This is a genomic window from Methylobacterium sp. GC_Met_3 (genome assembly GCF_026540775.1).
Classification (GTDB): Bacteria; Pseudomonadota; Alphaproteobacteria; order Rhizobiales; family Beijerinckiaceae; genus Methylobacterium.
This window is the reverse complement of the sequence record NZ_JALNUL010000003.1, coordinates 190,412-213,617: the sequence shown is the minus strand read 5'-3', so window position 1 is coordinate 213,617 and position 23,206 is coordinate 190,412. Positions and strand designations below refer to the sequence as shown.

Sequence of the window (23,206 nt, the reverse complement as noted above, 5' to 3'; positions counted from 1 at the left end):
TTGTCGAGCCCACCGCCGCGATTGATCCTGGACGGCCTGACCAAGAATTTCGGCACCTACCGGGCAGTCGATGACGTAACGCTCGCGCTGAAACCCGGGGAATTCTTTTGCCTGCTCGGGCCATCCGGCTGCGGCAAGAGCACCCTCCTGCGCCTCATCGCGGGTTTCGAGCGGCCGAGTGCCGGCCGGATCCAGCTGGGCGACCAAGATCTCTCCGGGCTGCCACCGCATCGGCGCCCGGTGAACATGATGTTCCAGTCCTACGCGCTGTTCCCGCATATGAGCGTGGCGGACAATATTGCCTACGGCCTCAAGGGAATCGGTAAGGCCGCCATCGCCGCGCAGGTGGCGGATCTCCTGCGCCTCGTGCGCCTCGAAGGCCTCGGCGGACGCCGTCCCGAGACGCTCTCGGGCGGCCAACGGCAGCGTGTTGCCCTGGCTCGGGCGCTCGCGAGAGAACCGAAGCTGCTGCTCCTCGACGAGCCCCTCGGCGCCCTCGATCGGGGCCTGCGCGAGGAAACGCAAGGCGAGTTGCGCGCCGTGCAGCGCCGCCTCGGGACCGCCTTCGTGGTCGTGACCCACGATCCCGAAGAGGCGATGATGCTGGCTGATCGGATCGGCGTCATGGAGGCTGGACGACTGGTCCAGATCGGGCCGCCGACCGAGCTCTATAGGAGGCCGGCCAACCGCTACGTCGCAGGCCTCCTGGGCGATGTGAATCTGATACCGGGGCGCCTCGGCCCGCACGAACCCGGGGAGGGCCGGACCGTCGAGACCGCGCAAGGTCCAGTCCGGGGGATCGTCGCACCATCGCTGGCCGAGGGTGCCGCGGTGGTTGTGGCGGTGCGCCCGGAGGATCTCGTGCTCAGTGTTGAGGGCTTGCCGGTCACGGTCACGGAGACGACCTTCCTGGGCGATCGCCTGCGCTCCACCTTGCGCCTGCCGGACGGATCGACCCTGCGGGCAAGTACGCGCCCGACCGACGCAGCTATACCGTCAGGGGCGGAAACCCGCGTCGGCTTCGCAGCCGAGGCGGCGGTGATTCTGCCGGCATGAGCGGATTGCGGCGCCCTGTGTTCGATCGGCTGCTCCGCCTGCCGCCCTTCCTGTGGCTGACCGTCTTCTTCCTTCTGCCCTTCGCGATCACGCTCAAGATCAGCCTCTCGGAGCCGGCGACCGCCATACCGCCCTACCTGCCGGTCCTTGACTGGCACGGGGGCCTCGACGGCTGGTCGAGCTTCCTCGAAGCCCTGAACCTCGACAATTATGCCACCCTCTACGCCGACCCGTTCTACCGCGACGCCGCCCTCGGCTCCCTGGGCTATGCGGCGCTCGCAAGCGCCATCCTCGTGGCGACCGGCACGCCGCTGGCCTACGCGTTGGCGCGGGCGCCGTCGCGGTGGCAGCCCTTGCTGGTTGCACTCGTGGTCGTCCCGTTCTGGACGAGCTTCCTGATCCGCGTCTACGCCTGGATCGCGATCCTGAAGCCCGAGGGGCTTCTCAACCTCGTCCTGCTCCGGCTCGGACTGATCGGGACGCCCCTGACAATCCTGAACACCGACGCGGCGGTGATCATCGGCCTCGTCTACGCCTATCTGCCCTTTATGGTGCTGCCGCTCTACGCGGTGATGAACCGCCTCGATCCCACCCTGTGGGATGCCGCCGCGGATCTCGGCGCCTCGCCGGCGCGGGTGTTCTGGAGCGTGACGCTGCCACTCAGCCTGCCGGGTATCGTGGCCGGTGCCGGCCTGTGCTTCATCCCCATGGTGGGCGAGTTCATCATCCCGGATCTGCTCGGCAGTTCGGAGACCCTGATGCTCGGCCGTGTGCTGTGGACCGAGTTCTTTTCGAATCGGGATTGGCCGCTGGCCTCCGCGGTCGCCGTCCTGATCCTCGCCATCGTGATCGTCCCGGTCGTGCTGTTCCGCGACAGCCTGCAGGCAGGCGAGGAGGGTCCGTGACCTGGGTGACGCGCACCGCCTTGGTGGCCGGGCTCATCTTCCTCTACGCGCCGATCCTGGTGTTGATCGGCTATTCATTCAACGCCTCGCCGCTGGTCACCGTATGGGGCGGATTCTCGACCCGCTGGTACGCTGAACTGCTGTCCGACGCGCCGCTGCTCGCCTCGGCCTGGGTCTCGCTGAAGGTCGCGCTTCTGGCGAGCTTGATCGCGACGCTGCTCGGAACGCTGGCCGCGCTGGTGCTGGAAAGGCAGCGCCGTTTCCGGGGCAGGGCTCTCTTCACCGGCCTCGTCCTCGGTCCGATCGTGATGCCGGAGGTGATGATCGGCCTGTCGCTCCTGCTTATGTACATCGGCATCGGGCTCGACCGCAGCCTGCTTACCATCGTGATCGCGCACGCCACCTTCTGCACCGGGTTCGTGGCCGTGGTGGTGGCGGCGCGGTTGCGCGGCCTCGACCGATCACTGGAGGAGGCCGCCGCCGACCTCGGCGCTGGGCCGATACGTGTGCTGATGACCATCACCCTGCCGCTGCTCGCACCGGCCCTGGCGGCCGGAGCGCTCCTCGCCTTCACCCTGTCGCTCGACGACCTAGTCATCGCGAGCTTCGTCTCGGGTCCAGGTTCGACGACGCTGCCGATGCGCCTCTACAGCCGCGTCCGGCTCGGCGTGAACCCGGAGATCAACGCGGCCTCGACGATGCTCGTTGGCCTTGTGAGCGCGGCGGTTCTGATCACGTCTTGGCTGACGGCGCGACAGGAAAACCGCTGACGCCGCGCTTCCACACGATCCATGGCTCCAGGCCCACTCACGACCGGGGCGTGTGTAGAGGCTGATCGCCACCGCAACGCCGACCGCGACGATGATGAGCGCGATGCTCATCGCTGATGTCCGGGCTTGCGATTCCCGATGCCTGCCTAATCGATCAGCGCCATAGCCGCCGAGGTGGCGGGAACGCACAAGATCAGCCGAACGCGAGGCGGCGGGAGCCGAAAGACGAATGCTCGAGCCGGCTCAGACAAAAAGGGGCGATGAAGGTCTCAATAGATGGCAGATCGGCGCGTCGACGCAGACTTTGTATCTGCGTCACAATCCGAAAAGTGCCCCATACTCCGGGATTGAGCAGTGTTCGTTAGCTGTCAGTCACAGCGCGCTGGCAGCATCAATTACCAAATTGTGCGCTGACGCACACGGCTACGGTTCGGCCGAGCTTATGGATATGAGACCCGTTTCCGACACGGTAGATGGTGAGGCACTCCACCCATGGCCCGCACGCTGACCCTGCTTACCCTGATTGCTTGTCTCGTCGCCCCGGTCGCCGAAGCCCGGCCGGCACGGGGACCGGCCAAGTCTCCGCCCAACGCCGCCCTTAAAACGCGCGACACTGCGCTCCGCGACTTCGACGCCCGCATGAGCCGGCTGGATGGGTTGATGGGCGTGCCAATGACCCATGCGGTTCGGTCGCGCTCCGCTGAGGCGGGCCGTTAGCGGCTCGCTCCCAACCCGCCCGCCTCCTCGATGAACCGCGCCACAAAGTCGGCGCCGGCTCCTTCGCGGAGGGACGCGAACACGTAGGGCCGCGTTCCGCGCATCCGCTGCGTGTCGGCCTCCATGACCGACAGGTCCGCTCCGACCAATGGCGCCAGGTCGGTCTTGTTGACGATCAGCAGGTCCGACCGCGTGATGCCGGGACCGCCCTTGCGCGGGATCTTCTCGCCGCCGGCGACGTCGATCACATAGAGGGTGATATCGGCGAGTTCCGGCGAGAAGGTTGCGGCAAGGTTGTCGCCGCCGGATTCGATCAGGACCAGATCGAGCTTCGGAAAGCGTCGGCTCATCTCGGCCACTGCGGCGAGATTGATGGAGGCGTCCTCGCGGATCGCCGTGTGCGGACAACCGCCGGTCTCGACGCCGAGGATGCGTTCCTCCGGTAGCGCGCCCGCTACGGTGAGGATCCGCGCATCCTCCTTGGTATAGATGTCATTGGTGATCGCGCAGATCTCGTAGCGGTCTCGGAAGCGCTTGCAGAGCTGCTCCATCAAGGCGGTTTTACCGGATCCGACAGGACCGCCGATTCCGACGCGAAGTGGTCCGTTCGATGGGGTCATGCTGCGCGCTCAGGATCGGAAGATACGAGAATACTGGGTCTCGTGGCGGAAGGAGCCGAGATCGAGGCGGATCGTCGCCGCGCCGAGGGCATCGAGATCCGCGTCCTTGGCCTCGGTCGCCAATGCGGCAAGACGTGGAGCAAGGGCTGCGATGATTCGTGTGCCAGCCGTCTGACCGACCGGTGCCGCCCGTAGAGCCGCCGAGACGAGGTTCTGCATGAAGGCGAGCCCATAGGCGGCGAGCGTCGGCTCGGGTGCCAAGCCGTGCGCTCCAGCGGAAGCGCCGACCGTTACGGGATAGGCGACCGGGCCCGACAGATGAGAGGCCACGGCCCACAGGGATGGGCAGGGCCACGCCGCGACGGTCGCGTCCAGGAAGCTGCGGCCCTGCTGACTCGTCTCCAGATGCAATTCACGTGACGGGGCCAAAGCCAAGGCGAGATCGTTGAGCGCGGCCAGTGCGGCACCATCCTCAGCCTGCGCGGCCCGATGGGCATGGTGGGCCAGGATGAGGTCGTTGCGCAGCGACCCGTACGCGGAGACATCCAACAGCCAGTCCAAGAGGCTCGCCTCGTCGCGGATGTCGCCGGCTTCGGCGGCCCACTCCAGGCCGTGCGAGTATGCATAGGCGCCGACCGGATAGCCCGGCGACAGCCAAGCCATCAATCGGAGCGCGTCCGGGATCTCAGCCGGCGGCATGGGGATGGTCGTGGTGGCCATGCTCGTGACTGCTCGCGTAGGCGCCGCCTTCGGGTTGAAACGGCCGCTCCACGTGGACCGCTGTTCCGCCGAGCCCCCTAACCATCGCGGCGAGAACGTGATCGTCAGCGATCCAGATTGCGTCCGTGCCGATCTCAGCCGGAATGTGCCGGTTGCCGATGTGCCAGATGAGGCGCTTGAGGGCCAGATCGTTCGGCGCCCGAATCTCGAGAAGGCGCTCCGCGGCCGCTTCGACCCAGACCAAGCGGCCATCGTCGAGAACGAGGGCGTCGCCGTCTTCCAGCACGGCGGGTGCGGGCAAATCGAGCAGGAAGCCGAGGCCGCCGATGCCCCGCATGGCAATACGCCTCCGATGGCGGTCGCCATGGTCGAGGACGACCCGGTCGATGATCTCGCCGCCCGAGAGGGTATCGCGGCGGAGAATGCGGGTGGCGCGGATCATCGCGCCAGGGAACTCAGCGCACGCGGAATGAAATCCAAGGTTAGCACCTCATCGGTCAGGTTCGGCACATCGCGTTCGTCGAATGAATTTTCACGCAGCCACTGAGCCTGTTCCTCAACCCAGCCGCTCAGGTCGGCCTTAATCATTCCAGGCCTCCAGTTACTTTGCCCGTTGGGACTTCAAAACAGGAAGTAGCGCTGCGCCATCGGCAATACCTCGGCGGGCTCGCAGACCAGCAATTCTCCGTCGGCACGAACATCGTAGGTCTCGGGATCGACCTCGATCACCGGTGTGGCATCGTTCAGCACCATGCTGGCCTTGGAGATGCCGCCCCGGACGTTCTCGACCGCGACCAGCTCCTTCTGGACGCCAAGGCGCTCCCGCAGACCGTCCGCGATGGCGGCGCCGGACACGAAGGTGAGGGCGGTGGCGAAGGGCGCCCGGCCATAGGCCCCGAACATCGGGCGGTAATGCACCGGCTGGGGGGTCGGAATCGAGGCGTTGGGATCGCCCATCGGCGCCGCCGCGATGCTGCCGCCCTTGAGGATGAGATCGGGCTTCACCCCGAAGAACGCCGGGGTCCACAGGACCAGATCGGCGAGCTTACCCGGTTCGACCGAGCCGATGTGCTTGGAGATCCCGTGCGCGATGGCGGGATTGATCGTGTACTTCGCGATGTAGCGGCGGGCGCGCAGGTTGTCGGTCCCCGAGCTGTCGCCGGCGAGGGCGCCTCGCTGCCGTTTCATCTTGTCGGCGGTCTGCCATGTGCGAATGATGACCTCGCCGACCCGGCCCATGGCCTGGCTGTCCGAAGACATCATCGAGAGGGCGCCGAGATCGTGCAGGATGTCCTCGGCAGCGATGGTCTCGCGCCGGATCCGGCTCTCCGCGAACGCAAGGTCTTCGGGGATCGATGGGTCGAGGTGGTGGCACACCATCAGCATATCGAGATGCTCGTCGATGGTGTTGCGCGTGTAGGGCCGTGTCGGGTTGGTCGAGGAAGGCAGCACGTTGGGCAGCCCGGCCACCTTGATGATGTCGGGTGCGTGGCCGCCGCCCGCGCCCTCGGTGTGGAAGGCATGGATGGTCCGGCCCTTGAAGGCCGCGATCGTGTCCTCGACGAAGCCCGACTCGTTGAGCGTGTCGGTGTGAATCATGACCTGAATGTCGTGTGCATCGGCCACCGACAGGCAGGTGTCGATCGCGGCCGGCGTCGTCCCCCAATCCTCGTGGAGCTTCAGCGCACAGGCGCCGGCCCGGACCATCTCGACGAGGCTCTCCGGCCGGGCGGCGTTGCCCTTGCCGGCGAAGGCGAGGTTCATCGGGAAGGCGTCGGCGGCCTCGATCATCCGGGCGATGTGCCAGGGGCCGGGCGTGCAGGTGGTGGCGAAGGTGCCGTGCGCCGGCCCGGTGCCACCGCCGAGCATCGTCGTAACGCCAGAGCACAAAGCCTCCTCGATCTGCTGCGGGCAGATGAAGTGGATGTGGCTGTCGAAGCCGCCGGCAGTGAGGATCTTGCCCTCACCGGCGATGACCTCGGTGCCGGGGCCGACCACGATGTCGACGCCCGGCTGCACGTCCGGATTCCCGGCCTTGCCGAGCCGGAAGATCCGGCCGCGCACGATCCCGACATCGCATTTCACGATGCCCCAATGATCGAGCACGACGGCATTGGTGATCACCGTGTCGACGGCGCCGCCGGCATTCGTCACCTGGCTCTGGCCCATGCCGTCGCGAATGACCTTGCCGCCGCCGAACTTCACCTCCTCGCCATAGGTGGTGAAATCGCGCTCGACCGTGATCTCCAGGCTTGTGTCGGCGAGCCGGATGCGGTCGCCGACCGTGGGCCCAAACATGTCGGCATAGGCGGCACGGGGGAGACTGGCGGGCTTCGGGGTGTTGGCCATGCTCACAGCTTGCCCATCACGTCACCACGGAAACCGTAGACAGTGCGTCCGCCCGAGAGCGGCACCAGCGCAACCTCCCGGGTCGAGCCGGGCTCGAAACGGACGGCGGTTCCGGGGGCGATGTCGAGGCGTTTGCCACGGGCCTGCTCGCGCGCGAAGACAAGTCCCGGGTTGACTTCGAAGAAGTGGTAATGCGACCCGACTTGGATCGGCCGATCACCCGTGTTGGCGACCTCGATCACGGTGCGTTCCGCGCCGGCGTTGAAGACGATCTCGCCGGGCAGCGTCGTCACCGCACCGGGCACGTCGGACGAGGCCTCGCCGCGAATCGGATGATGGACGGTGACCAGCTTGGTTCCGTCCGGGAACGTCGCTTCGACCTGGATGTCGGAGATCATCTCCGACACGCCCTCCATCACCTGATCGACGGTCAGCACGCTGGCGCCCGCCTGCATCAGTTCGGCGACGGTTCGACCGTCCCTGGCGCCCTCCACGACATAGTCGCTGATCAGCGCCACGGCTTCCGGATGGTTGAGCTTTACGCCACGTGCCAGGCGGTTGCGCGCCACCTGGGCCGCCATGGCGATCAGCAGCTTGTCCTTCTCGCGGGGTGTCAGCAGCACGGGCAACCTCGTCGTCGCGACGGCCGGAGCAAGGATCATGCGCGCGGCGCGGTCAAGGGTGTCGAAGCAGGCTTGGCTCAGGGCGTCATGCCGGTAAAGCCGGCGAACAGATCGGGCAGGGGCGCGCCCTTGATCGCGCTCGGCAGGTCCCGAGGGTGGATGAACGCGTCCTGAAACCAGGGATAGCGCTTGGGATCGAAGGCGGCGCGGACCCAGTCGATGGTCCGGCGTACCCGCTCGATCCGTTCGACATCGGGATGGTAAGTCAGCCAGATATCGAGGCTGTACCGGCCGAGGTTGTCCACCGGGACGACCCGAGCCCCGATCGCGCTCGCGTAAGTCGGTAGCAGGCCGATCCCCGCTCCCTTGGCGATGGCCCAATAATACGCGCTGCTGACATTGATCTTCAGAGCGATGGGGATCGAGGCGGGGAAACCGGGAATGTCCCGGTTGTAATCCTCCAGGCGGATCGTCTGGCTGCTCGCCTGAACCACGATCCTGTGGCGCGCGAGATCCTCTGGGGCCGCGGGAAGACCGTAGGTCTCCTCGTACTCCCTGGCCGCGTAGGGCATCAGATGGATCCGCCCGAGCTTGACGATCCGTAGATCCGGGCTGGTCGGACGCGTCAGCTGGATCGCGATGTCGGCTTCCAGCCGCAGGACATCGGCGGATTCCATCGCGCAGCGCAGATCGACGGTGAGGCGCGGGTTCGCCCGCTGGAACTCGACCAGCCGCGGCGCGAGCCAGAAGGCGCCCAGCCCCTCGGTGACCGCGATCCGCACCTCCCCGGCTTCTGAGAACGGCGCCGACTCGCCCGCCCGAACCAGCCCGAACGCCGCGTCCTCCATGCGGCTCGCGGCCTCCAGGATCGCGCGACCCTCGGCGGTCAGGCGGATGCCGTCCACGTGGCGGGTGAGCAGGGGCGCGCCGATCAGGGCTTCGAGATCGCCGACCCTCCGGCGGACCGAGTTGACCGACACGCCGAGTTGGGCGGCCGCCGACCGGAAGCTCCCGGCGCGTTCGAGGATCAGGAACACCCGGATGCTCTGCCAGTCGGGCATGGCGCCCAGGGCCGCCGCGACCTGTTCCATCTACGGAACACCCCTGTTCCAATTTTTGCACATACAGCGCGAGCGCTAGATGCGAAGTGCTGAACCGTCAATCCGCAAGCGAATGTTAGGTCATCCGATGACGGTGCACATCGATCGATCCCTATTCGTTGCCGGAGACCCGGCACGACTTGATCCGTCCCAGATCTCCGTGCGGCAGCGCCACGAACTGGGCGCCATCCGGATCGATCGGCTGGCACGCCATCTGGTGATCTTCATGCCGGCGCCGGGCGACCTCGAACGGCTCATCGCGGCCGCTCGGACCGATCTGCCGGATCTTGCGCCGCTCCGGACCGTGCAGCGGGTGATGTCGCACAATCCGGATAGCGTCTTGGCGATCGCGCAGCGGCACAAGTTCGACGCCGCGGCACCGCAGGGCGAGGGCTTTGTCGCTTGCCTGATGTTGAACGCGGCAGGGCTCGCCGCCCTCAAGGTGGGCACGTTCGACGCGGCTGATCCGCCGGTGGCGATGCTTGCGGGTCAGCACGAACGTCCGGCGGGCATCTATGTCTGGGCCGTCTATGCGCGCCGCCGCCTGGCCGGCGGGGTCGGCTTGGTCTTCGATCGCCTGTCCAGCCCGAACTATCAGGGCGTCGATTTCTACGCCCGCGCCGCGACCCCGGAAGGTGCCGGGCTCCTGACGACGCTGGGCTTTGCTCCGCCGAGCGCTACGCAGGGCGGGCTCTACCACTTCGCCCGCGGATCGAAGCCCGAAGCCGCGCCGAGCTACGACAGCCACCGCCCCGGCGGCCATGGAACCAGCGTCGCCGTGGCGCGGAGCATGGAGGATCTCGCCCGCGTCATCGCCCTGCGCTCCGCCGTCTACATGGCCGAGCAGGCCTGCCCGTACGAGGAGGAATTCGACGGCAACGACCTCTCGGCCACCCACCTGATCGGCTACGTCGGCGACGAGCCCGCCGGATGCCTGCGCATCCGCTTCTTCGCGGATTTCGCCAAGATCGAACGGTTGGCGGTGCGCGCCGAATATCGCAACACCCGCATGGCCTTCGCCCTAGTCCGCGCCGGCATCGAACTTGCCCGGGTCAAGGGCTACCGCCGCCTCTACGGTCACGCGCAGAAGCGCCTCGTCGGCTTCTGGAGCCGCTTCGGCTTCCGGGTGTTCGAGGGCGCTCAAGAATTGGTCTTTTCTGACTTCGACTACGTGGAGATGCTGCTCGAAGCCGAACGCCACCCTCAGGCCATCGGCATCGGCGTCGATCCCTACGTCATCATCCGGCCGGAGGGGCGCTGGCACCGGGCGGGTGCGCTCGACCGCTCGCGAACACGCGCCGTGACCCGGCCCTCTGTCGACAGGGCGGTTGCCCAATGACGCGCCAGATCAATCCGGCGCTCTACCGGCGGCCGCGCAGCGTTCCAGTGCTGGTGCTGGTCGACATGCAGCAGGAATACGAGGTCGCAGGCCGGCCGCTGGCGCTACCGAGCATCGGCCCGGCGCTCTCGAACTGCCGGCTCGCCCTCGACCATGCCCGCGAAAGCGGCATCCAGGTCGCCTACGTCCGCTGGATCGGGGCACCGCTGTTCCAGGCGGGCACACGCTTCGCCCGCTGGATCGAGGGCTTCGAGCCGCAGGGCTGCGACATGATCTTCGATCGGGACCGGCCCTCCTGCTACGCCAGCCCGGCCTTCGCCGACGTCATGGAGCGGGGCTCTCCGCCGCTGGTCATCGCGGGCTTCGCCGGCGAGGCCGCGTGCCTCGCCACCGCGATCGACGGTTTCCACCGCGGCCAGGACATCACCTTCCTGAGCGACGCCTCAGCGAGCCACGGCCTCGATGGGATCACCCCCGCCGATATCCACCGCTCGGTCAGCGCGGTCCTGCGTGCCTTCGGGGATGTCATGAGCACGCAAAGCTGGATCGCCGCTTCGTCACCCTTCAGCCCGACTGCGTTCGCCCCCAACTCGACCCATGCCAATGATTGATCAAATTCAGAACGACGGTGCCGGCGGTGCAGCTTTGCGCGCGGGCGATACCGAGATCGACCTCCGCCTTGGACATCACGCAATCGAGCTCCTCCAGGCGGCCAGAGAAGCCGGGGATCCCGCGCTGATCGCCCATGCCGAGGCCATGGCCATGGCTGTGGGGTTCGCGCTGGCGTCCCGCGTCGACGAAGGTGTTCCGCACGAGGGGTAAGCCGTAGGCGATCACCCTTTGATCGCTGCATGACCCTGAAGCTGCCTTCGCTGAGTGGGGCGCGGGCTGGGTTTCCCATACAGGCTTGTGGCTTGATATAACGCCGAGTGACTCAAGCGTTGGCGATGGCACTGAGCACCCCTGTCCCCCGTGCGGGGATAGGTGGCGTCGCGGGCTTCAACCCGAAATGTGGATGTCGTAGCCCGTATGGGAGAAACGGCTCAGTCGCGCTTACTGGCCCTGTTGGCATACGACTGACGTGTACCGTGCGCATCGCAATCGGACACAGCGTGAAGACTTCGCGCAGACGCACACTCTTACGCCGAACCGACCTCCACCTCGGCGAACGGTGCTCGAACTAGACCCGCTCGTCCTCACCGCCGGCCAGCCGCATCGTGCGCAGCCGTTCCGTGCGCTCGTCGCGCGACCGCCGATTCATGTCGAGGGCATGCCAGAGAGCGGTCGTCGCAGGATCGCGCCGCAGCGCATCGTGGGCGTCGATATCGCGGGGCGATAGGGTCTTATCGACGGTGTCCATCGTACGTCTTCCGTGCCTCGATCCGCCGTCTGCTACAGGCCGGTGGCCGGCCGCTCCAGCCCCAACCTGCCAGAGGCATTCGACAAACAGCCGTCATCGTCACGCGGCGAGCGACTGATGCCGCGGACTCAGCGCCGAGCCGGCTTGGCTGCCCCGATGTACAGATCACAGCAAGGCCACAGGTAAACCGGAGTGACTACGGTCGATTGCCAAATCGTAATGACACGGATGCGTGATGAATATGGTTGTCGACACGCAGAGCGACCAATCTTCTCTGCACAGCCCCAACACGAGCCTCGGGGCAAACCCGAAGCTTCGTTTCTCGGCCGCGCAGTGACAGAAACATCTCGGACACTGGAGGACTCTACGGACTGCGCCGTCAGCAGCCCGCGTCCGGATCGCCGGACGCTCCACGAGCGCGGCGACTCAAGCCTGGGATCCGGTCAACGTGGCGATGACGGCTTCGATCACATCGATCTGCTGCTGCACCGCCACGAAGCGCGGCCCGGCCTCGGACCCGTCGCCGAGGACGAAGGAGCCCTTCTGCCGCCGCGTTTCGCGCAACTTTCGCACCGACGCTACGATGATCTGTCGCTCCTCGATGAGCGCGGCATGCAGTTCGTTCAACCCGTCCAGTTCCAGGGTCTGTGCCATACAGCTTTCGGATTTAAGTGCGGCATCGCGACGGCGATGGCCTGAGGGAGAGAGGGATGCGCGGACGTCGACGCTATCCTGCAGCACCCTCATTTGCACCTGCTCGGTGCGATTTCGGTATTCGGCGGAGCGCGCGACGTGGGATCTATGCCTCCGGGTTGATGATGTGCGATCCGGAAAAAGGAACGGCATGAAACCGGCGCGGTGCGATGCTCTCGGATTGCTTTTCAGCTTTGCGAACGGGCAGCTCGCGGCGGTCCGCTCCGTGCAGGATCAGCCAGGTCAGTCGACCGCATCGGTGTCGGCTGCACGGATTGTGTGCTAATGAATGCAAAATACGTCAATCCGCTCGACGGGCGGCTCGGAGAGCGGGCGTGAGCGCATGCTGAGCGACGATGCGGACCATCGCGCCGGATATCGATCCGAGGCGATCGAGGCGGCGCCCGGCGCAAATGGATCGCGGCGCGGTGCGTCCGGCGGGAGGCCGAAGCGGTCCCGCGGCTTCGCCCTGATCTTGGTTCTGCTCGCCGTCGCGGGCGGTGGGGCCTATGGCTACACGCGCGTCAATCAGCCCGAAGCGAAGCCGAAGGCCGCCGCACCTCGACCGGTGCCGGTCACGCTCGGGGTCGTCACGCAAGGTCCGTTCGCGCTGATGACCAACGGTCTCGGAACGGTTCAGGCCTACAACACCGTCCAAGTCCGGACTCGCGTCGACGGTGAAATCCAGCAGGTCGCCTTCCGCGAGGGCCAGACCGTGCACAAGGGTGACGTACTCGTTCAGGTCGACCCGCGCCCGTATCAGGCGACCCTGGATCAGGCCAAGGCCAAGAAGGATCAGGATACCGCGACCCTGAACAACGCCAAGGCGGATCTCGTCCGCTACACGGGCCTCGGAGCATACGCGTCGCGGCAGCAGACCGAGACGCAGAGCGCGCTCGTCGCGCAGCTGACCGCACAGGTCGCCTCCGATCAGGCATCGATCGACAACGCCACGACGCAGCTCGGCTACGCCACGATCCGCGCCCCGATCGCGGGTGTGACGGGCTTCCGGCAGGTCGATATCGGCAACATCGTCACCGCCGCGGGCCAGACCCCGATCGTGACGATCACCCAGGTCGAGCCGATCTTCGTGGTGTTCACCGCACCGGAGGATCAGCTTCCCGCGATCACCGCGGCGATGCGGACGGGGGACGTTCCCGTCGAGGCCTGGAGTACGGACGGGCTGACCAAGCTCGCGGACGGCAAGCTCGCCTTGTTCAACAACCAAGTCGACACCGCGACCGGCACCATCCGCCTCAAGGCCGTGTACGAGAACCAGAACCACGCGCTCTGGCCGGGCCTGTCTGTCTCGACCAAGATGCAGGTCGGGATCGTCACGCTGGCCACGACCGTGCCCGACAATGCGATCCAGCACGGGCCCGACGGTTTGTTCGCCTTCGTGGTGGACGAGTCCGATCACGCGCATCAGGTGCCGCTCAAGGCCGGGCGGTCCGATTCCGGCCGCACGCAGATCATCGGCGGCGACCTGAAGCCGGGCGAGCGCGTGATCACGGCCGGCCAGTACAAGGTGCAGGACGGCAGCCTCGTCGCGGAGGCGCACGCCTCGGCGGCGACGCAGGCGGCGACGTCCACGCCCAAGATGGAGGCGCAACGCTGATGCGCCGGGTGGCCCAAACGATGGATCGGAACACGCGCGGGGCCGGGCGATGAAAGGCGGCATCTCCGCGCCGTTCATCCGCTTCCCGGTGGCGACCACGCTGATCATGGTCGGCATCCTGTTCCTCGGGGTGGTGGCCTATCCGCTGCTGGGCGTCGCGCCGCTGCCGCAGGTGGACTTCCCGACGATTCAGGTCACGGCTCAGCTGCCCGGCGCGAGCCCGGAGACGATGGCGTCCTCGGTGGCTCAGCCCCTGGAACGGCAGTTCTCGCAGATCCCCGGCGTCTCGCAGATGACGTCGCAGAGTTCCCTCGGGATCTCGTCGATCACGGTCCAGTTCGATCTCAACCGGAACATCGACGGGGCGGCGAGCGACATCCAGGCGGCCATCAACGCCGCAAGCGGCCAGCTCCCGAAAAACCTGCCGACACCGCCGACCTACCGGAAGGTCAACCCGGCCGACTCGCCGATCCTCCTGCTCTCGGCCACCTCCAACACGATGCCGCTCATCGACGTGGATGACGCGGTCGACGTGCAGCTCGCCCAGCGGATCAGCCAGATTTCCGGCGTGGCGCAGGTCTTCATCGGCGGCCAGCAGAAGCCGGCGATCCGCATCCAGGTCGATCCGGCCAAGCTCGTGGCGAAGAACCTCTCGCTGGAGGATGTGCGCACGCAGCTCACCTTGACCACAGTGAACAATCCGAAGGGCAGCATCGACGGCGGCAGCCACAGCTACACGATCTACGCCAACGACCAGCTCACGGCGGCCAAGAACTGGAACGACGTGATCGTCGCCTACCAGAACGGCGCCCCCTTGCGCGTGCGCGACATCGGCCACGCGGTCGCCGGGCCGGAGGACACGAAGCAGGCTGGCTGGACCAACGGCAAGCGCGGCGTCTTCCTCGTGGTGTTCAAGCAGCCGGGCGCCAACGTCATCGACACGGTGGACAGCATCAAGGCGCAGCTGCCCCAGCTGACCGCGACGCTGCCAGCCGGCATCAAGATCGGCATCCTGAGCGACCGCACCCAGACCATCCGAGCCTCCGTGGAGGACGTGCAGTTCACCCTGCTGCTCACCATCGTGCTCGTGGTGGGGGTGATCTTCGTCTTCCTGCGCAGCTTCTGGGCGACTGTGATCCCGAGCGTGACGGTGCCGCTCGCGCTGCTCGGCGCCTGCGCGCTGATGTGGATGGCCGGCTATACGCTCGACAACCTCTCGCTGATGGCGCTGACCATCTCGGTGGGCTTCGTGGTCGACGACGCCATCGTCGTGCTGGAGAATATCAGTCGCTACATCGAGGAGGGGATGCGGCCCATGGAGGCCGCGTTCAAAGGCGCGGGCGAGATTGGCTTCACCATCGTGTCGATCTCGGTGTCGCTGATCGCGGTGCTGATTCCGCTGCTGCTGATGGGCGGCATCATCGGCCGGCTGTTTCGCGAATTCGCCGTGGTGCTGTCGATGACAATCGCGGTTTCGGCCTTCGTGTCGCTGACGCTAACCCCGATGATGGCCTCGCGCCTGTTGAAAGCGCACGACGCCGAGCGGCACGGCCGCCTCTATCGGATGAGCGAGGCCGGTTTCGACTGGCTCCTGTCCGTCTACGAGGATGCCCTCGACGTGGCCCTGCGCTTCCGCAAGGTCACGCTGCTGGTCTTCTTCGCAACGCTGGCGCTGACCGGCTACCTGTTCGTGGCGATCCCGAAGGGCTTCTTCCCGCAACAGGACACCGGCTTCATGATCGGCGTCACCGAGGCAGGGCAGGATATCTCGTTCTCGGCGATGAAGACGCTGCAGGAGAAGGTCGGCGCCATCGTCCAAGCCGATCCGGCGATTGCCACCGTGGGCATGTCGCTCGGCGGCAACGGTCAGGCGCTCAATTCCGGGCGGATGTACATCACGCTCAAGCCGCGCGACGAGCGCGACGTCAACGCCTTCCAAGTGATCGGGCGCTTACGCCCGAAGCTCGAGCAGGTCGAGGGCATCCGCACCTACATCCAGGCGACGCAGGACGTGCGCACCGGCGGGCGCACGTCGCGCACGCAGTTCGAGTACACGCTTCAGGATCCGGACCTCGGTGAGCTGAACACCTGGGCGCCGAAGATCCTCGACAAGATGAAGACCCTGCGCGAGTTGCGCGACGTCGCCACCGACCAGCAGACCCGCGGCACCACCCTGACTCTCTCGATCGACCGCGACGCCGCCTCGCGCTACGGCATCACGCCCCAGCTGATCGACGACACGCTCTACGACGCATTCGGCCAGCGTCAGATCGCCCAGTACTTCACGCAGCTCAACAGCTACCACGTGGTGCTGGAGGTGCTCCCGGCGCTGCAGGGCAGCGTCGAGAGCCTCGACAAGATCTACATCAAGGCGCCCAACGGCGGCGGGCAGGTGCCGCTCGCGGCCTTTGCGCACTGGACGACGGTGCCGGTGGCGCCGCTGGCCGTGAACCACCAGGGCCAGTTTCCGGCGGTGACGATCAGCTTCAACCTCGCCCCCGACGTAGCGCTGGGGCAGGCCACCGAGGCGATCGCGCAGGCGATGCGCGAGTTGCAGGTGCCGCCCACCGTGGTGAGCGGATTCCAGGGCACAGCCCAGGCGTTCCAGCAATCGCTTTCGACCGTGCCGCTGCTGATCCTGGCGGCCCTGTTCGTGGTCTATCTGATCCTCGGCATTCTGTACGAGAGCTTCATCCACCCGATCACCATCCTGTCGACGCTACCCTCGGCCGGCGTCGGCGCGCTCGCGGTACTGATGTGGGCGGGGTATGATTTCAGCCTGATCGCGCTGATCGGGATCATCCTGCTGATCGGCATCGTGAAGAAGAACGGCATCATGCTGGTCGACTTCGCGATCGTGGCCGAGCGTGAAGAGGGTCTCAGCCCCGAGGAGGCAATCCGGAAGGCCGCCCTGCTGCGCTTCCGCCCGATCCTGATGACCACGATGGCGGCGTTGCTGGGCGGCATCCCGCTGATGTTCGCCCATGGGACCGGCTCCGAGATCCGGCAGCCGCTGGGCTACGCCATGGTCGGTGGCCTCGCCGTCAGCCAGATCTTGACGCTGTTCACCACGCCGGTGATCTACATCTACCTCGACCGGCTGGCGCACCGCCTCTCCTATGGGGACAAGCCGGCGACCTCGGATGAGGCGCAAGATGAAACCGATGCCGAGCCGGTGGAGGAGGTCCGTGGACCTCCGACGCTGCGCGCGGCCGAGTGAGGCTGGGATCGAGCCGCCGCTAGCGAGCGGCGCGAAGGATCAGAGCCTCGCATCGAACGGCGTTTCGGGAGGGAAGATCAGAAGGCGACCTTCGAATTGGCGGGTCTCACTTGGAGAAAAGCCCTGCGTCGCCTTCGATGCGGGCTTCGCCGAAGCGAAACCCGCTCGATAATCGCCTCAGGCGAGCTTCAGCCCGACATTGACGTTGCCGCGGGTGGCGTTCGAGTACGGGCAGACCTGGTGGGCGGCGTCCACGAGCTTCTGCGCATCGGCGTGGTCGAGACCCGGTAGACTGATCGTCAGATCGGCGGTGATGCCGAAACCGCCCTCGGAACGCGGGCCGATGCCGACCTCTGCGGTCACGGTGGTGTCGGCCGGGACTTTCAGCTGCAGCGAGGGTGCCACGGCCTTCATGGCGCCGAGGAAGCAGGCCGAGTAGCCGGATGCGAAGAGCTGCTCCGGGTTCGCGCCCGGACCGCCGGCGCCGCCGAGCTCCTTCGGGGTCGCGAGCTTGACTTCGAAGCTGCCGTCAGCGGTGCGGGCGGCGCCGTCGCGGCCTCCGGTGGCGGTCGCGGTGGTGCGGTATTTCACGTCTACGGACATGCGAATCTCCGTTTGCGGATGAGGGTCGGCATCTAGGGGCCAGCGAACCTCTGGATAGCCCCAATTTAGATTGTGCGCAATTTAAATTCAAGGATCGATCAGACAGAACCGGTCGACATCGACCAAGCCGCGATCGGTGATCTTGAGGTGCGGAATGACTGGCAGCGGAAGAATGCCACTTGGAGGAACGGTTCGGGCAGCACCACGCCGAGGCTCTGCGCAGCGGCGCGCAAGGCGAGCAGATCCTTCCGGATGACGTCGAACGGCATCAGGCTCATGAGGCCAGCGAGCGGCAGGGCGATCTCGGCCAGCACACGGCCGCCCTCCACCACCACGAAGCCGCCCTCGATCTCCCCCAGGCGGTTCACCGCCACGGCCATGTCGGCCTCATCGACGCCGACCACCGTGATGTTGTGGCTGTCGTGGCCGACCGAGGACGCGATTGCACCCCGTTGCAGCCCGAACCCCTTCACGAAGGCGACGCCGATCCCGCGCGCCCCCGGCGCTGTGCGTCCGTGGCGCTCTACGACCGCGACCTTGATGACGTCCTGGGCGAGATCGACCTGCCGCTCGCCACCCGCATAGGGTAGCGACAGGTCGTGACGCAGGGTGATGATCTGGCCCGGGATGACGCCGATCACCGGCGTCGATGGTCCGGATCCGGGCGCGGCAAAATCCGCCGCCGTGACAGTCCGCGCCTTGACACTATTGCGGCCGATCGGGGCGACGGATGGCCGGCCTGCGAACAGTGCTTCTTCCACCGTCCGGCCCGCGGCGAAGACCCGGGAGACCGCGCAGGTTTCGAGATCATCGAGCACGACCAAGTCAGCGCGCTGGCCGGGCGCTACCAGACCGCGATCGTGCAGGCCGAAGGCGCGCGCAGCCGACCACGACGCGGCCCGGTAGGCGGCAAGCGGCGGCGCGCCCAGCGCGATGGCCGTGCGGATGATGAAGTCGAGATGGCCCTCCTCGGCGATGTCGAGGGGGTTCCGGTCGTCAGTGCAGAAGGCCAGGAACGGCGCCGTGCGCTCGGTGAGGATCGGCGCGAGGGCGTGCAGGTCCTTACAGACCGAGCCCTCGCGGATCAGCACGGTCATCCCCTTCGAGAGCTTTTCGAGCGCCTCCTCGGGCGTCGTCGCCTCGTGCTCCGTGCGGATGCCGGCTGCGATGTAACCGTTGAGGCGTTCGCCGCGCAGGAGCGGGGCGTGGCCGTCGATGTGCCGGCCCTGGAAGGCGGCGAGCTTCTCCAGCACCCCCAAATCGCCCGCGAGCACCCCTGGGAAGTTCATGAACTCGGCGAGCCCAATCACCTTCGGGTGGTTGGCGAAGGGAAGGAGATCGGCGGCTCCGATCCGGGCACCCGAAGTTTCAAGATGGTCGGTTGCCGGGACGCAGGAGGAGAGCTGCACCCGCAGGTCCATAGCCAGTGTTTCCGCGGAAGCCAGGAACCACGCGAAGGCACCGATCCCGAGGACGTTGGCCATCTCGTGCGGATCGCAGATCCCCGTGGTGACGCCGTGCGGCAGGACGCACCGCTCGAATTCCTGCGGCGGCATCAGCGAGGATTCGACGTGGAAATGCGTGTCGATGAAGCCCGGCACCACGATCTTGCCGGCGATGTCGATCTCGCGCCGCCCGCGATACGTCGCGAAGGTGCCGACGATCCGGTCGCCGCAGATGGCGATATCGGACGCGACGAGATCGCCGGTCACGAGATCGAGGAACCGCCCGCCCTTCAGGACGAGGTCGGCCTCGGTGCGGCCCTGTCCTTGATCGATGGCCCGCCGCAGGAATTCCGTCTGTCGCATTGTGCGATGTCGCTTTCGCTTCGCTATCTGCCGGGAGCATGCCACGGATGCAGGTTACTCGGCGACGCTTGCGGGCGGTCGAACAGGGGAGCAGAAGCCCAGCATCTTCGAAACGGTCGAATCTGCCGATGCTCGCCTATCGCTCCCGCACCACCACCCACGGCCGCAACATGGCCGGCGCCCGCGGCCTCTGGCGCGCGACCGGCATGAAGGATGCCGATTTCGGCAAGCCGATCATCGCGGTCGTGAACTCGTTCACGCAATTCGTGCCGGGCCACGTCCACCTCAAGGATCTCGGCCAGCTCGTGGCCCGGGAGATCGAGGCTGCCGGCGGCGTCGCCAAGGAGTTCAACACGATCGCGGTCGATGACGGCATCGCGATGGGCCATGACGGGATGCTGTACTCGCTGCCGTCGCGGGAGCTGATCGCCGATTCTGTCGAGTACATGGTCAACGCGCATTGCGCCGACGCGATGGTGTGCATCTCGAATTGCGACAAGATCACCCCCGGCATGCTGATGGCGACCCTGCGCCTCAACATCCCGACCGTCTTCGTTTCGGGTGGCCCGATGGAGGCCGGCAAGGTGCAGTTGCCGGGCATCGCCAGGAAGGTCGACCTCGTCGACGCGATGATCGCGGCCGCCGACGACCGGATCTCCGACGAAGACGTCGCCGTCATCGAGCGCTCGGCCTGCCCGACCTGCGGCTCCTGCTCGGGCATGTTCACGGCGAACTCGATGAACTGCCTGACCGAAGCGCTGGGACTGGCCCTGCCGGGCAACGGCTCGGTTCTGGCCACCCATGCCGACCGCAAGCGCCTGTTCGTCGAGGCCGGCCACCTCATCGTCGATCTGGCCCGCCGCCACTACGAGCAGGACGATGCGAGCGTGCTGCCGCGGGCAGTCGCGAGCTTCACGGCCTTCGAGAATGCCATGACGCTCGACATCGCCATGGGCGGCTCGACCAACACGGTGCTGCACCTGCTGGCCGCCGCCCACGAGGGCGAGGTGCCGTTCACCATGGCCGAAATCGACCGGCTGTCGCGGCGGGTGCCGGTGCTGTGCAAGGTCGCCCCGGCGGTGCCCAACGTCCACATGGAGGACGTCCACCGGGCCGGCGGCATCATGGGCATCCTGGGCGAACTCGACCGGGCCGGCCTGATCGACACCACGGTCGGCAACGTCTCGGCCGGCACGCTTGCCGGCGCACTCGCCCGCTGGGACGTGCGCGGTGCGCCGTCCGCCTCGGTCCAGACCTTCTATCGCGCGGCCCCCGGCGGCGTGCCGACCCAGGTGGCGTTCAGCCAGGACTCGCGCTTCGACGAACTCGACATCGATCGTGAGGGTGGCGTAATCCGCGACGCCGCACATGCCTATTCGCAGGATGGTGGCCTAGCGGTACTCTACGGCAACCTTGCCGAGCAGGGGTGCATCGTGAAGACCGCGGGCGTCGATGCCTCGATCCTGACCTTCACCGGCACGGCACGGGTGTTCGAAAGCCAGGACGCCGCGGTCGACGGTATCCTCAACGGCAAGGTCACCGCCGGTGAGGTGGTGCTGATCCGCTACGAGGGCCCGCGCGGCGGCCCCGGCATGCAGGAGATGCTCTACCCGACGAGCTACCTGAAATCGAAGGGTCTCGGGAAAGCCTGCGCGCTGGTGACGGACGGGCGGTTCTCCGGTGGGTCGTCCGGTCTCTCGATCGGCCATGTCTCCCCGGAAGCGGCCGAGGGCGGCCTGATCGGCTTGGTGCGTGACGGCGACCCCATCGCGATCGACATCCCGGCCCGGAGCATCCGGCTCGAGGTCGATGCGGGTGAGCTCGACCGACGCCGCGCCGAGCAGGAGGTGGCGGGCTGGCAGCCCGCGAAACCCCGCAAGCGCAAGGTCAGCGCGGCCCTGCGCGCCTACGCGATGCTCACGACCAGCGCGGCGCATGGGGCCGTGCGCCGCGTCTGATCAGCGGGCGATCAGGGCCAGGGTGGCGACGGCGGCCAGAACCGCCGCCGCTGCCACGATGAGCCCAACGATCCGCCCCCGCGCGACGCTGCCAGCAGCTGCGACCGCGGCGTCTGGCCGGGCGCGGCCCAGCGCAGACAGCATCAGCGGTTCGATCGCCCGGTAGCCGGCGGCATTGAGGTGGAGGCCGTCGGTGCCGTAGGCCCGGCTCAAGCCGCCCTTCGAATCGACCAGCACGGAATGGTAGTCGATGTAGGTCGCTCCGTGTTCATGCGCGTGGTCGCGCAGCCACGCGTTGACCGCCCCGATCATCGCCGAAGCATCCGGCACCTCCGGGTTCCACGGGATCCGGGCCGCCGGCGTGATCGAACCCACCCAGGCCGCGACGCCCATCGCTCGCGCCTCGTCGAGCATGCCGGCGATAATCCGGGCGATCTCGTCGGCGGGCACGAACACCCCCTCGTTGCGGCCGATATCGTTCACCCCGCACAGGAGATGGACGCCCTTCGCCCCGGTCTCCTCCAGATCGCGGCGGAACCGCATGGTGATCCAGCGCGCGGTCTGACCCGATCCGCCGCGGGGAATGAGATCGTGGGCCGCGAAGGTCTTGGCGCGGAGATTTCCCCATTGCTCGGTGATCGAGTCCCCAATGAAGACGATCGGCACCACCATGGATCAGGCGGATGCCGCGATGCCGACGATCTCGGCGACGTCCGCCTGGAGCCTGTCCGCCATCATCTGCCGGCCCTCCGACGTCACGTGCACGATGTCGGTGAACAGGAATCGCCCGTCGGTTTCGAACAACCGGCTCAGGTCGCGCACCGTGAATGGCGCGTCGGTCGCGAGTTCGAGACGGCCGAGCACGCCCTCGAACCGATCGTACTGGCGGCCGAGATAAGCCAGAAAGGTTCCGGAAGCGGCGTTCGCTTCCTCGGCCACACGCTCGGTTTTGCGGACGACGGTGGGCTGAAGATAGAAACGGGTCGGTGCGCCGATGCCGGGGGCGAGCCGGGCGAGGCGCTTCAGCGACAGCTCGAACTGGCGGACCACCTCCCATTCCCAGATGTCCGACTGCCAATTGGTCAGCGCACGCAGGTTCTCGAGACGATTGAAGATCATCGCCTGCACATTCTCATAGGAGAGCGGCTCCGTTTCGGCCTCCGTACGCCCAGAATCGAGGACGAAATCGTGCAGGCATTCACTGACGAAGTGATTGAAAGGAAAACCGGCCCGCGGATCGAAGCTCCACGGCTGAAAGATATCGGTTCCGCCGCCGACGATGAGGATCACGTCCGGCTGGAGATCCATCAGACGTGTCGTGATCAGGGCGATCATCTGGTTCAGGCAGGCTGAGATCGCACCGAAATTGTAGACGCGCGCGCCTTCCCCGTGGACCCCCTTCAGCCCTGTTTCCAGCCGCCCGGGCACCGTGTCGGCGAAGACCTGCCCGTCGAGGAGCGTGCTGTCGCCAACGACGAACACGCGCAGCGTCTCCGAGGCGGGTCGTGTCTCCGCGTGGGCCGTGTTGAAATAGCCGAGGCTGTCGTAGCGCCATCCTTTTTCAGGCAGGACAGTCAACGGCTTCCCGGCGAACTGAACGTAGGGGGCCGGGAAACGCGTTCTGGCATCGAAATTCTGGAACGTCTTTACGAACTTCTGCCGTCGGGCGTGTTCGTCGGCGTCGGACGGCCCTTGGGTCATGGTCCCTCTCTCCTGCCGGTTGATCGATTGGCGTAATAGCGGCGGT

General features: G+C 66.7%; 21 protein-coding genes and 1 pseudogene. 9 read left to right on the top strand and 13 right to left on the bottom strand.

Going from position 1 to position 23,206, the window contains the following annotated elements; genetic code table 11:
* The 3 genes from OXS27_RS06425 to OXS27_RS06415 are packed head-to-tail and all read left to right on the top strand — an operon-like array spanning window position 1 to window position 2,731.
* Window positions 1–1,056, top strand: a complete 1,056-nt coding sequence (locus tag OXS27_RS06425) for an ABC transporter ATP-binding protein (protein ID WP_267355080.1) — start codon at window positions 1–3, stop codon at window positions 1,054–1,056.
* Window positions 1,053–1,961, top strand: coding sequence for an ABC transporter permease subunit (locus tag OXS27_RS06420; RefSeq protein ID WP_267355078.1), 909 nt, complete (start codon window positions 1,053–1,055; stop codon window positions 1,959–1,961). Before OXS27_RS06425 ends, OXS27_RS06420 begins: the two co-directional genes overlap by 4 nt.
* Window positions 1,958–2,731 (top strand): ABC transporter permease subunit, encoded by a 774-nt coding sequence (locus OXS27_RS06415; RefSeq protein ID WP_267355076.1) that lies wholly within the window; start codon window positions 1,958–1,960, stop codon window positions 2,729–2,731. Before OXS27_RS06420 ends, OXS27_RS06415 begins: the two co-directional genes overlap by 4 nt.
* Window positions 2,732–3,444: 713 nt before the next feature.
* On the opposite strand, the gene ureG is transcribed toward OXS27_RS06415, so the two are convergent.
* The 7 genes from ureG to OXS27_RS06380 all read right to left on the bottom strand — a co-directional run bounded on the left by ureG (window position 3,445) and on the right by OXS27_RS06380 (window position 8,851).
* Entirely contained in the window at window positions 3,445–4,068 is a 624-nt protein-coding gene (gene ureG, locus OXS27_RS06410; protein ID WP_243920009.1) for an urease accessory protein UreG, read from the bottom strand.
* Window positions 4,069–4,077: 9 nt separating this feature from the next.
* Window positions 4,078–4,788: an urease accessory UreF family protein gene (locus OXS27_RS06405; RefSeq protein WP_243920007.1), complete on the bottom strand. Its 711-nt coding sequence runs from the start codon at window positions 4,786–4,788 to the stop codon at window positions 4,078–4,080.
* The gene (locus tag OXS27_RS06400) at window positions 4,754–5,230 is read right to left on the bottom strand and encodes an urease accessory protein UreE (protein ID WP_267355073.1); all 477 of its coding nucleotides are present in this window, start codon (window positions 5,228–5,230) and stop codon (window positions 4,754–4,756) included. The genes OXS27_RS06405 and OXS27_RS06400 overlap by 35 nt, the downstream gene beginning before the upstream one ends.
* Window positions 5,227–5,376 (bottom strand): DUF29 family protein, encoded by a 150-nt coding sequence (locus OXS27_RS06395; RefSeq protein ID WP_267355071.1) that lies wholly within the window; start codon window positions 5,374–5,376, stop codon window positions 5,227–5,229. Before OXS27_RS06395 ends, OXS27_RS06400 begins: the two co-directional genes overlap by 4 nt.
* A 33-nt stretch (window positions 5,377–5,409) precedes the next feature.
* Window positions 5,410–7,137 carry an urease subunit alpha gene (gene ureC, locus OXS27_RS06390; RefSeq protein ID WP_243920001.1) on the bottom strand — a complete coding sequence of 576 codons (1,728 nt, stop codon included), beginning with the start codon at window positions 7,135–7,137 and terminating at the stop codon, window positions 5,410–5,412.
* Window positions 7,138–7,139: 2 nt separating this feature from the next.
* On the bottom strand, window positions 7,140–7,760 hold the full coding sequence (locus OXS27_RS06385; RefSeq protein WP_267355068.1) for an urease subunit gamma: 621 nt from the start codon (window positions 7,758–7,760) through the stop codon (window positions 7,140–7,142).
* A 77-nt stretch (window positions 7,761–7,837) separates the two neighbouring features.
* Entirely contained in the window at window positions 7,838–8,851 is a 1,014-nt protein-coding gene (locus tag OXS27_RS06380; protein ID WP_243919997.1) for a LysR family transcriptional regulator, read from the bottom strand.
* A gap of 169 nt (window positions 8,852–9,020) precedes the next feature.
* Here OXS27_RS06380 and OXS27_RS32560 point away from each other — a divergent pair, with 169 nt between their 5' ends.
* From OXS27_RS32560 to OXS27_RS06365, 3 genes are read left to right on the top strand one after another with little or no spacing between them, the layout of a single operon-like run.
* The gene (locus OXS27_RS32560) at window positions 9,021–10,199 is read left to right on the top strand and encodes a GNAT family N-acetyltransferase (protein ID WP_346732981.1); all 1,179 of its coding nucleotides are present in this window, start codon (window positions 9,021–9,023) and stop codon (window positions 10,197–10,199) included.
* On the top strand, window positions 10,196–10,810 hold the full coding sequence (locus tag OXS27_RS06370; RefSeq protein WP_243919995.1) for an isochorismatase family protein: 615 nt from the start codon (window positions 10,196–10,198) through the stop codon (window positions 10,808–10,810). Before OXS27_RS32560 ends, OXS27_RS06370 begins: the two co-directional genes overlap by 4 nt.
* Entirely contained in the window at window positions 10,803–11,021 is a 219-nt protein-coding gene (locus OXS27_RS06365) for a hypothetical protein (RefSeq protein ID WP_267355065.1), read from the top strand. The genes OXS27_RS06370 and OXS27_RS06365 overlap by 8 nt, the downstream gene beginning before the upstream one ends.
* 358 nt (window positions 11,022–11,379) lie before the next feature.
* Here OXS27_RS06365 and OXS27_RS06360 read toward each other — a convergent pair whose 3' ends face one another.
* Together OXS27_RS06360 and OXS27_RS06355 are read right to left on the bottom strand one after the other, a co-directional pair.
* A complete protein-coding gene (locus OXS27_RS06360; protein ID WP_267355063.1) occupies window positions 11,380–11,559 on the bottom strand; it encodes a hypothetical protein in 180 nt (59 codons plus the stop codon).
* A 426-nt stretch (window positions 11,560–11,985) separates the two neighbouring features.
* Window positions 11,986–12,306, bottom strand: a complete 321-nt coding sequence (locus tag OXS27_RS06355; RefSeq protein ID WP_267355061.1) for an HOOK family protein — start codon at window positions 12,304–12,306, stop codon at window positions 11,986–11,988.
* A gap of 289 nt (window positions 12,307–12,595) precedes the next feature.
* Between OXS27_RS06355 and OXS27_RS06350 the strand changes: the two genes are divergently transcribed.
* Both OXS27_RS06350 and OXS27_RS06345 read left to right on the top strand, forming a co-directional pair.
* Window positions 12,596–13,870 carry an efflux RND transporter periplasmic adaptor subunit gene (locus OXS27_RS06350; protein ID WP_267355059.1) on the top strand — a complete coding sequence of 425 codons (1,275 nt, stop codon included), beginning with the start codon at window positions 12,596–12,598 and terminating at the stop codon, window positions 13,868–13,870.
* Window positions 13,871–13,919: 49 nt separating this feature from the next.
* A complete protein-coding gene (locus tag OXS27_RS06345) occupies window positions 13,920–17,090 on the top strand; it encodes an efflux RND transporter permease subunit (RefSeq protein WP_267355057.1) in 3,171 nt (1,056 codons plus the stop codon).
* A gap of 177 nt (window positions 17,091–17,267) precedes the next feature.
* Here OXS27_RS06345 and OXS27_RS06340 read toward each other — a convergent pair whose 3' ends face one another.
* Together OXS27_RS06340 and ade are read right to left on the bottom strand one after the other, a co-directional pair.
* Complete coding sequence (locus OXS27_RS06340; RefSeq protein WP_267355055.1) at window positions 17,268–17,693, bottom strand: organic hydroperoxide resistance protein; 426 nt, start codon at window positions 17,691–17,693, stop codon at window positions 17,268–17,270.
* 87 nt (window positions 17,694–17,780) lie between these two features.
* Window positions 17,781–19,501: pseudogene (gene ade, locus OXS27_RS06335) on the bottom strand (adenine deaminase).
* A 128-nt stretch (window positions 19,502–19,629) separates the two neighbouring features.
* Here ade and ilvD point away from each other — a divergent pair.
* Window positions 19,630–21,459 (top strand): dihydroxy-acid dehydratase, encoded by a 1,830-nt coding sequence (ilvD, locus tag OXS27_RS06330; RefSeq protein WP_267355053.1) that lies wholly within the window; start codon window positions 19,630–19,632, stop codon window positions 21,457–21,459.
* Here the strand turns inward: ilvD and OXS27_RS06325 are convergent, their stop codons facing one another.
* Both OXS27_RS06325 and OXS27_RS06320 read right to left on the bottom strand, forming a co-directional pair.
* A complete protein-coding gene (locus OXS27_RS06325; RefSeq protein WP_267355051.1) occupies window positions 21,460–22,131 on the bottom strand; it encodes a GDSL-type esterase/lipase family protein in 672 nt (223 codons plus the stop codon).
* Window positions 22,132–22,134: 3 nt separating this feature from the next.
* Window positions 22,135–23,160, bottom strand: a complete 1,026-nt coding sequence (locus OXS27_RS06320) for an SGNH/GDSL hydrolase family protein (RefSeq protein ID WP_267355049.1) — start codon at window positions 23,158–23,160, stop codon at window positions 22,135–22,137.
* Window positions 23,161–23,206 lie beyond the last annotated feature (46 nt).

Excerpts from the sequence above, each read along its gene's own strand:
- OXS27_RS06420 (WP_267355078.1), top strand. The coding sequence starts at position 1,053 with ATGAGCGGATTGCGGCGCCCTGTGTTCGATCGGCTGCTCCGCCTGCCG.
- ureG (WP_243920009.1), bottom strand. The coding sequence starts at position 4,068 with ATGACCCCATCGAACGGACCACTTCGCGTCGGAATCGGCGGTCCTGTC.
- OXS27_RS06405 (WP_243920007.1), bottom strand. The coding sequence starts at position 4,788 with ATGGCCACCACGACCATCCCCATGCCGCCGGCTGAGATCCCGGACGCG.
- OXS27_RS06400 (WP_267355073.1), bottom strand. The coding sequence starts at position 5,230 with ATGATCCGCGCCACCCGCATTCTCCGCCGCGATACCCTCTCGGGCGGC.
- OXS27_RS06395 (WP_267355071.1), bottom strand. The coding sequence starts at position 5,376 with ATGATTAAGGCCGACCTGAGCGGCTGGGTTGAGGAACAGGCTCAGTGG.
- ureC (WP_243920001.1), bottom strand. The coding sequence starts at position 7,137 with ATGGCCAACACCCCGAAGCCCGCCAGTCTCCCCCGTGCCGCCTATGCC.
- OXS27_RS06380 (WP_243919997.1), bottom strand. The coding sequence starts at position 8,851 with ATGGAACAGGTCGCGGCGGCCCTGGGCGCCATGCCCGACTGGCAGAGC.
- OXS27_RS06370 (WP_243919995.1), top strand. The coding sequence starts at position 10,196 with ATGACGCGCCAGATCAATCCGGCGCTCTACCGGCGGCCGCGCAGCGTT.
- OXS27_RS06365 (WP_267355065.1), top strand. The coding sequence starts at position 10,803 with ATGATTGATCAAATTCAGAACGACGGTGCCGGCGGTGCAGCTTTGCGC.
- OXS27_RS06360 (WP_267355063.1), bottom strand. The coding sequence starts at position 11,559 with ATGGACACCGTCGATAAGACCCTATCGCCCCGCGATATCGACGCCCAC.
- OXS27_RS06355 (WP_267355061.1), bottom strand. The coding sequence starts at position 12,306 with ATGAGGGTGCTGCAGGATAGCGTCGACGTCCGCGCATCCCTCTCTCCC.
- OXS27_RS06350 (WP_267355059.1), top strand. The coding sequence starts at position 12,596 with ATGCTGAGCGACGATGCGGACCATCGCGCCGGATATCGATCCGAGGCG.
- OXS27_RS06345 (WP_267355057.1), top strand. The coding sequence starts at position 13,920 with ATGAAAGGCGGCATCTCCGCGCCGTTCATCCGCTTCCCGGTGGCGACC.
- OXS27_RS06340 (WP_267355055.1), bottom strand. The coding sequence starts at position 17,693 with ATGTCCGTAGACGTGAAATACCGCACCACCGCGACCGCCACCGGAGGC.
- ilvD (WP_267355053.1), top strand. The coding sequence starts at position 19,630 with ATGCTCGCCTATCGCTCCCGCACCACCACCCACGGCCGCAACATGGCC.
- OXS27_RS06325 (WP_267355051.1), bottom strand. The coding sequence starts at position 22,131 with ATGGTGGTGCCGATCGTCTTCATTGGGGACTCGATCACCGAGCAATGG.
- OXS27_RS06320 (WP_267355049.1), bottom strand. The coding sequence starts at position 23,160 with ATGACCCAAGGGCCGTCCGACGCCGACGAACACGCCCGACGGCAGAAG.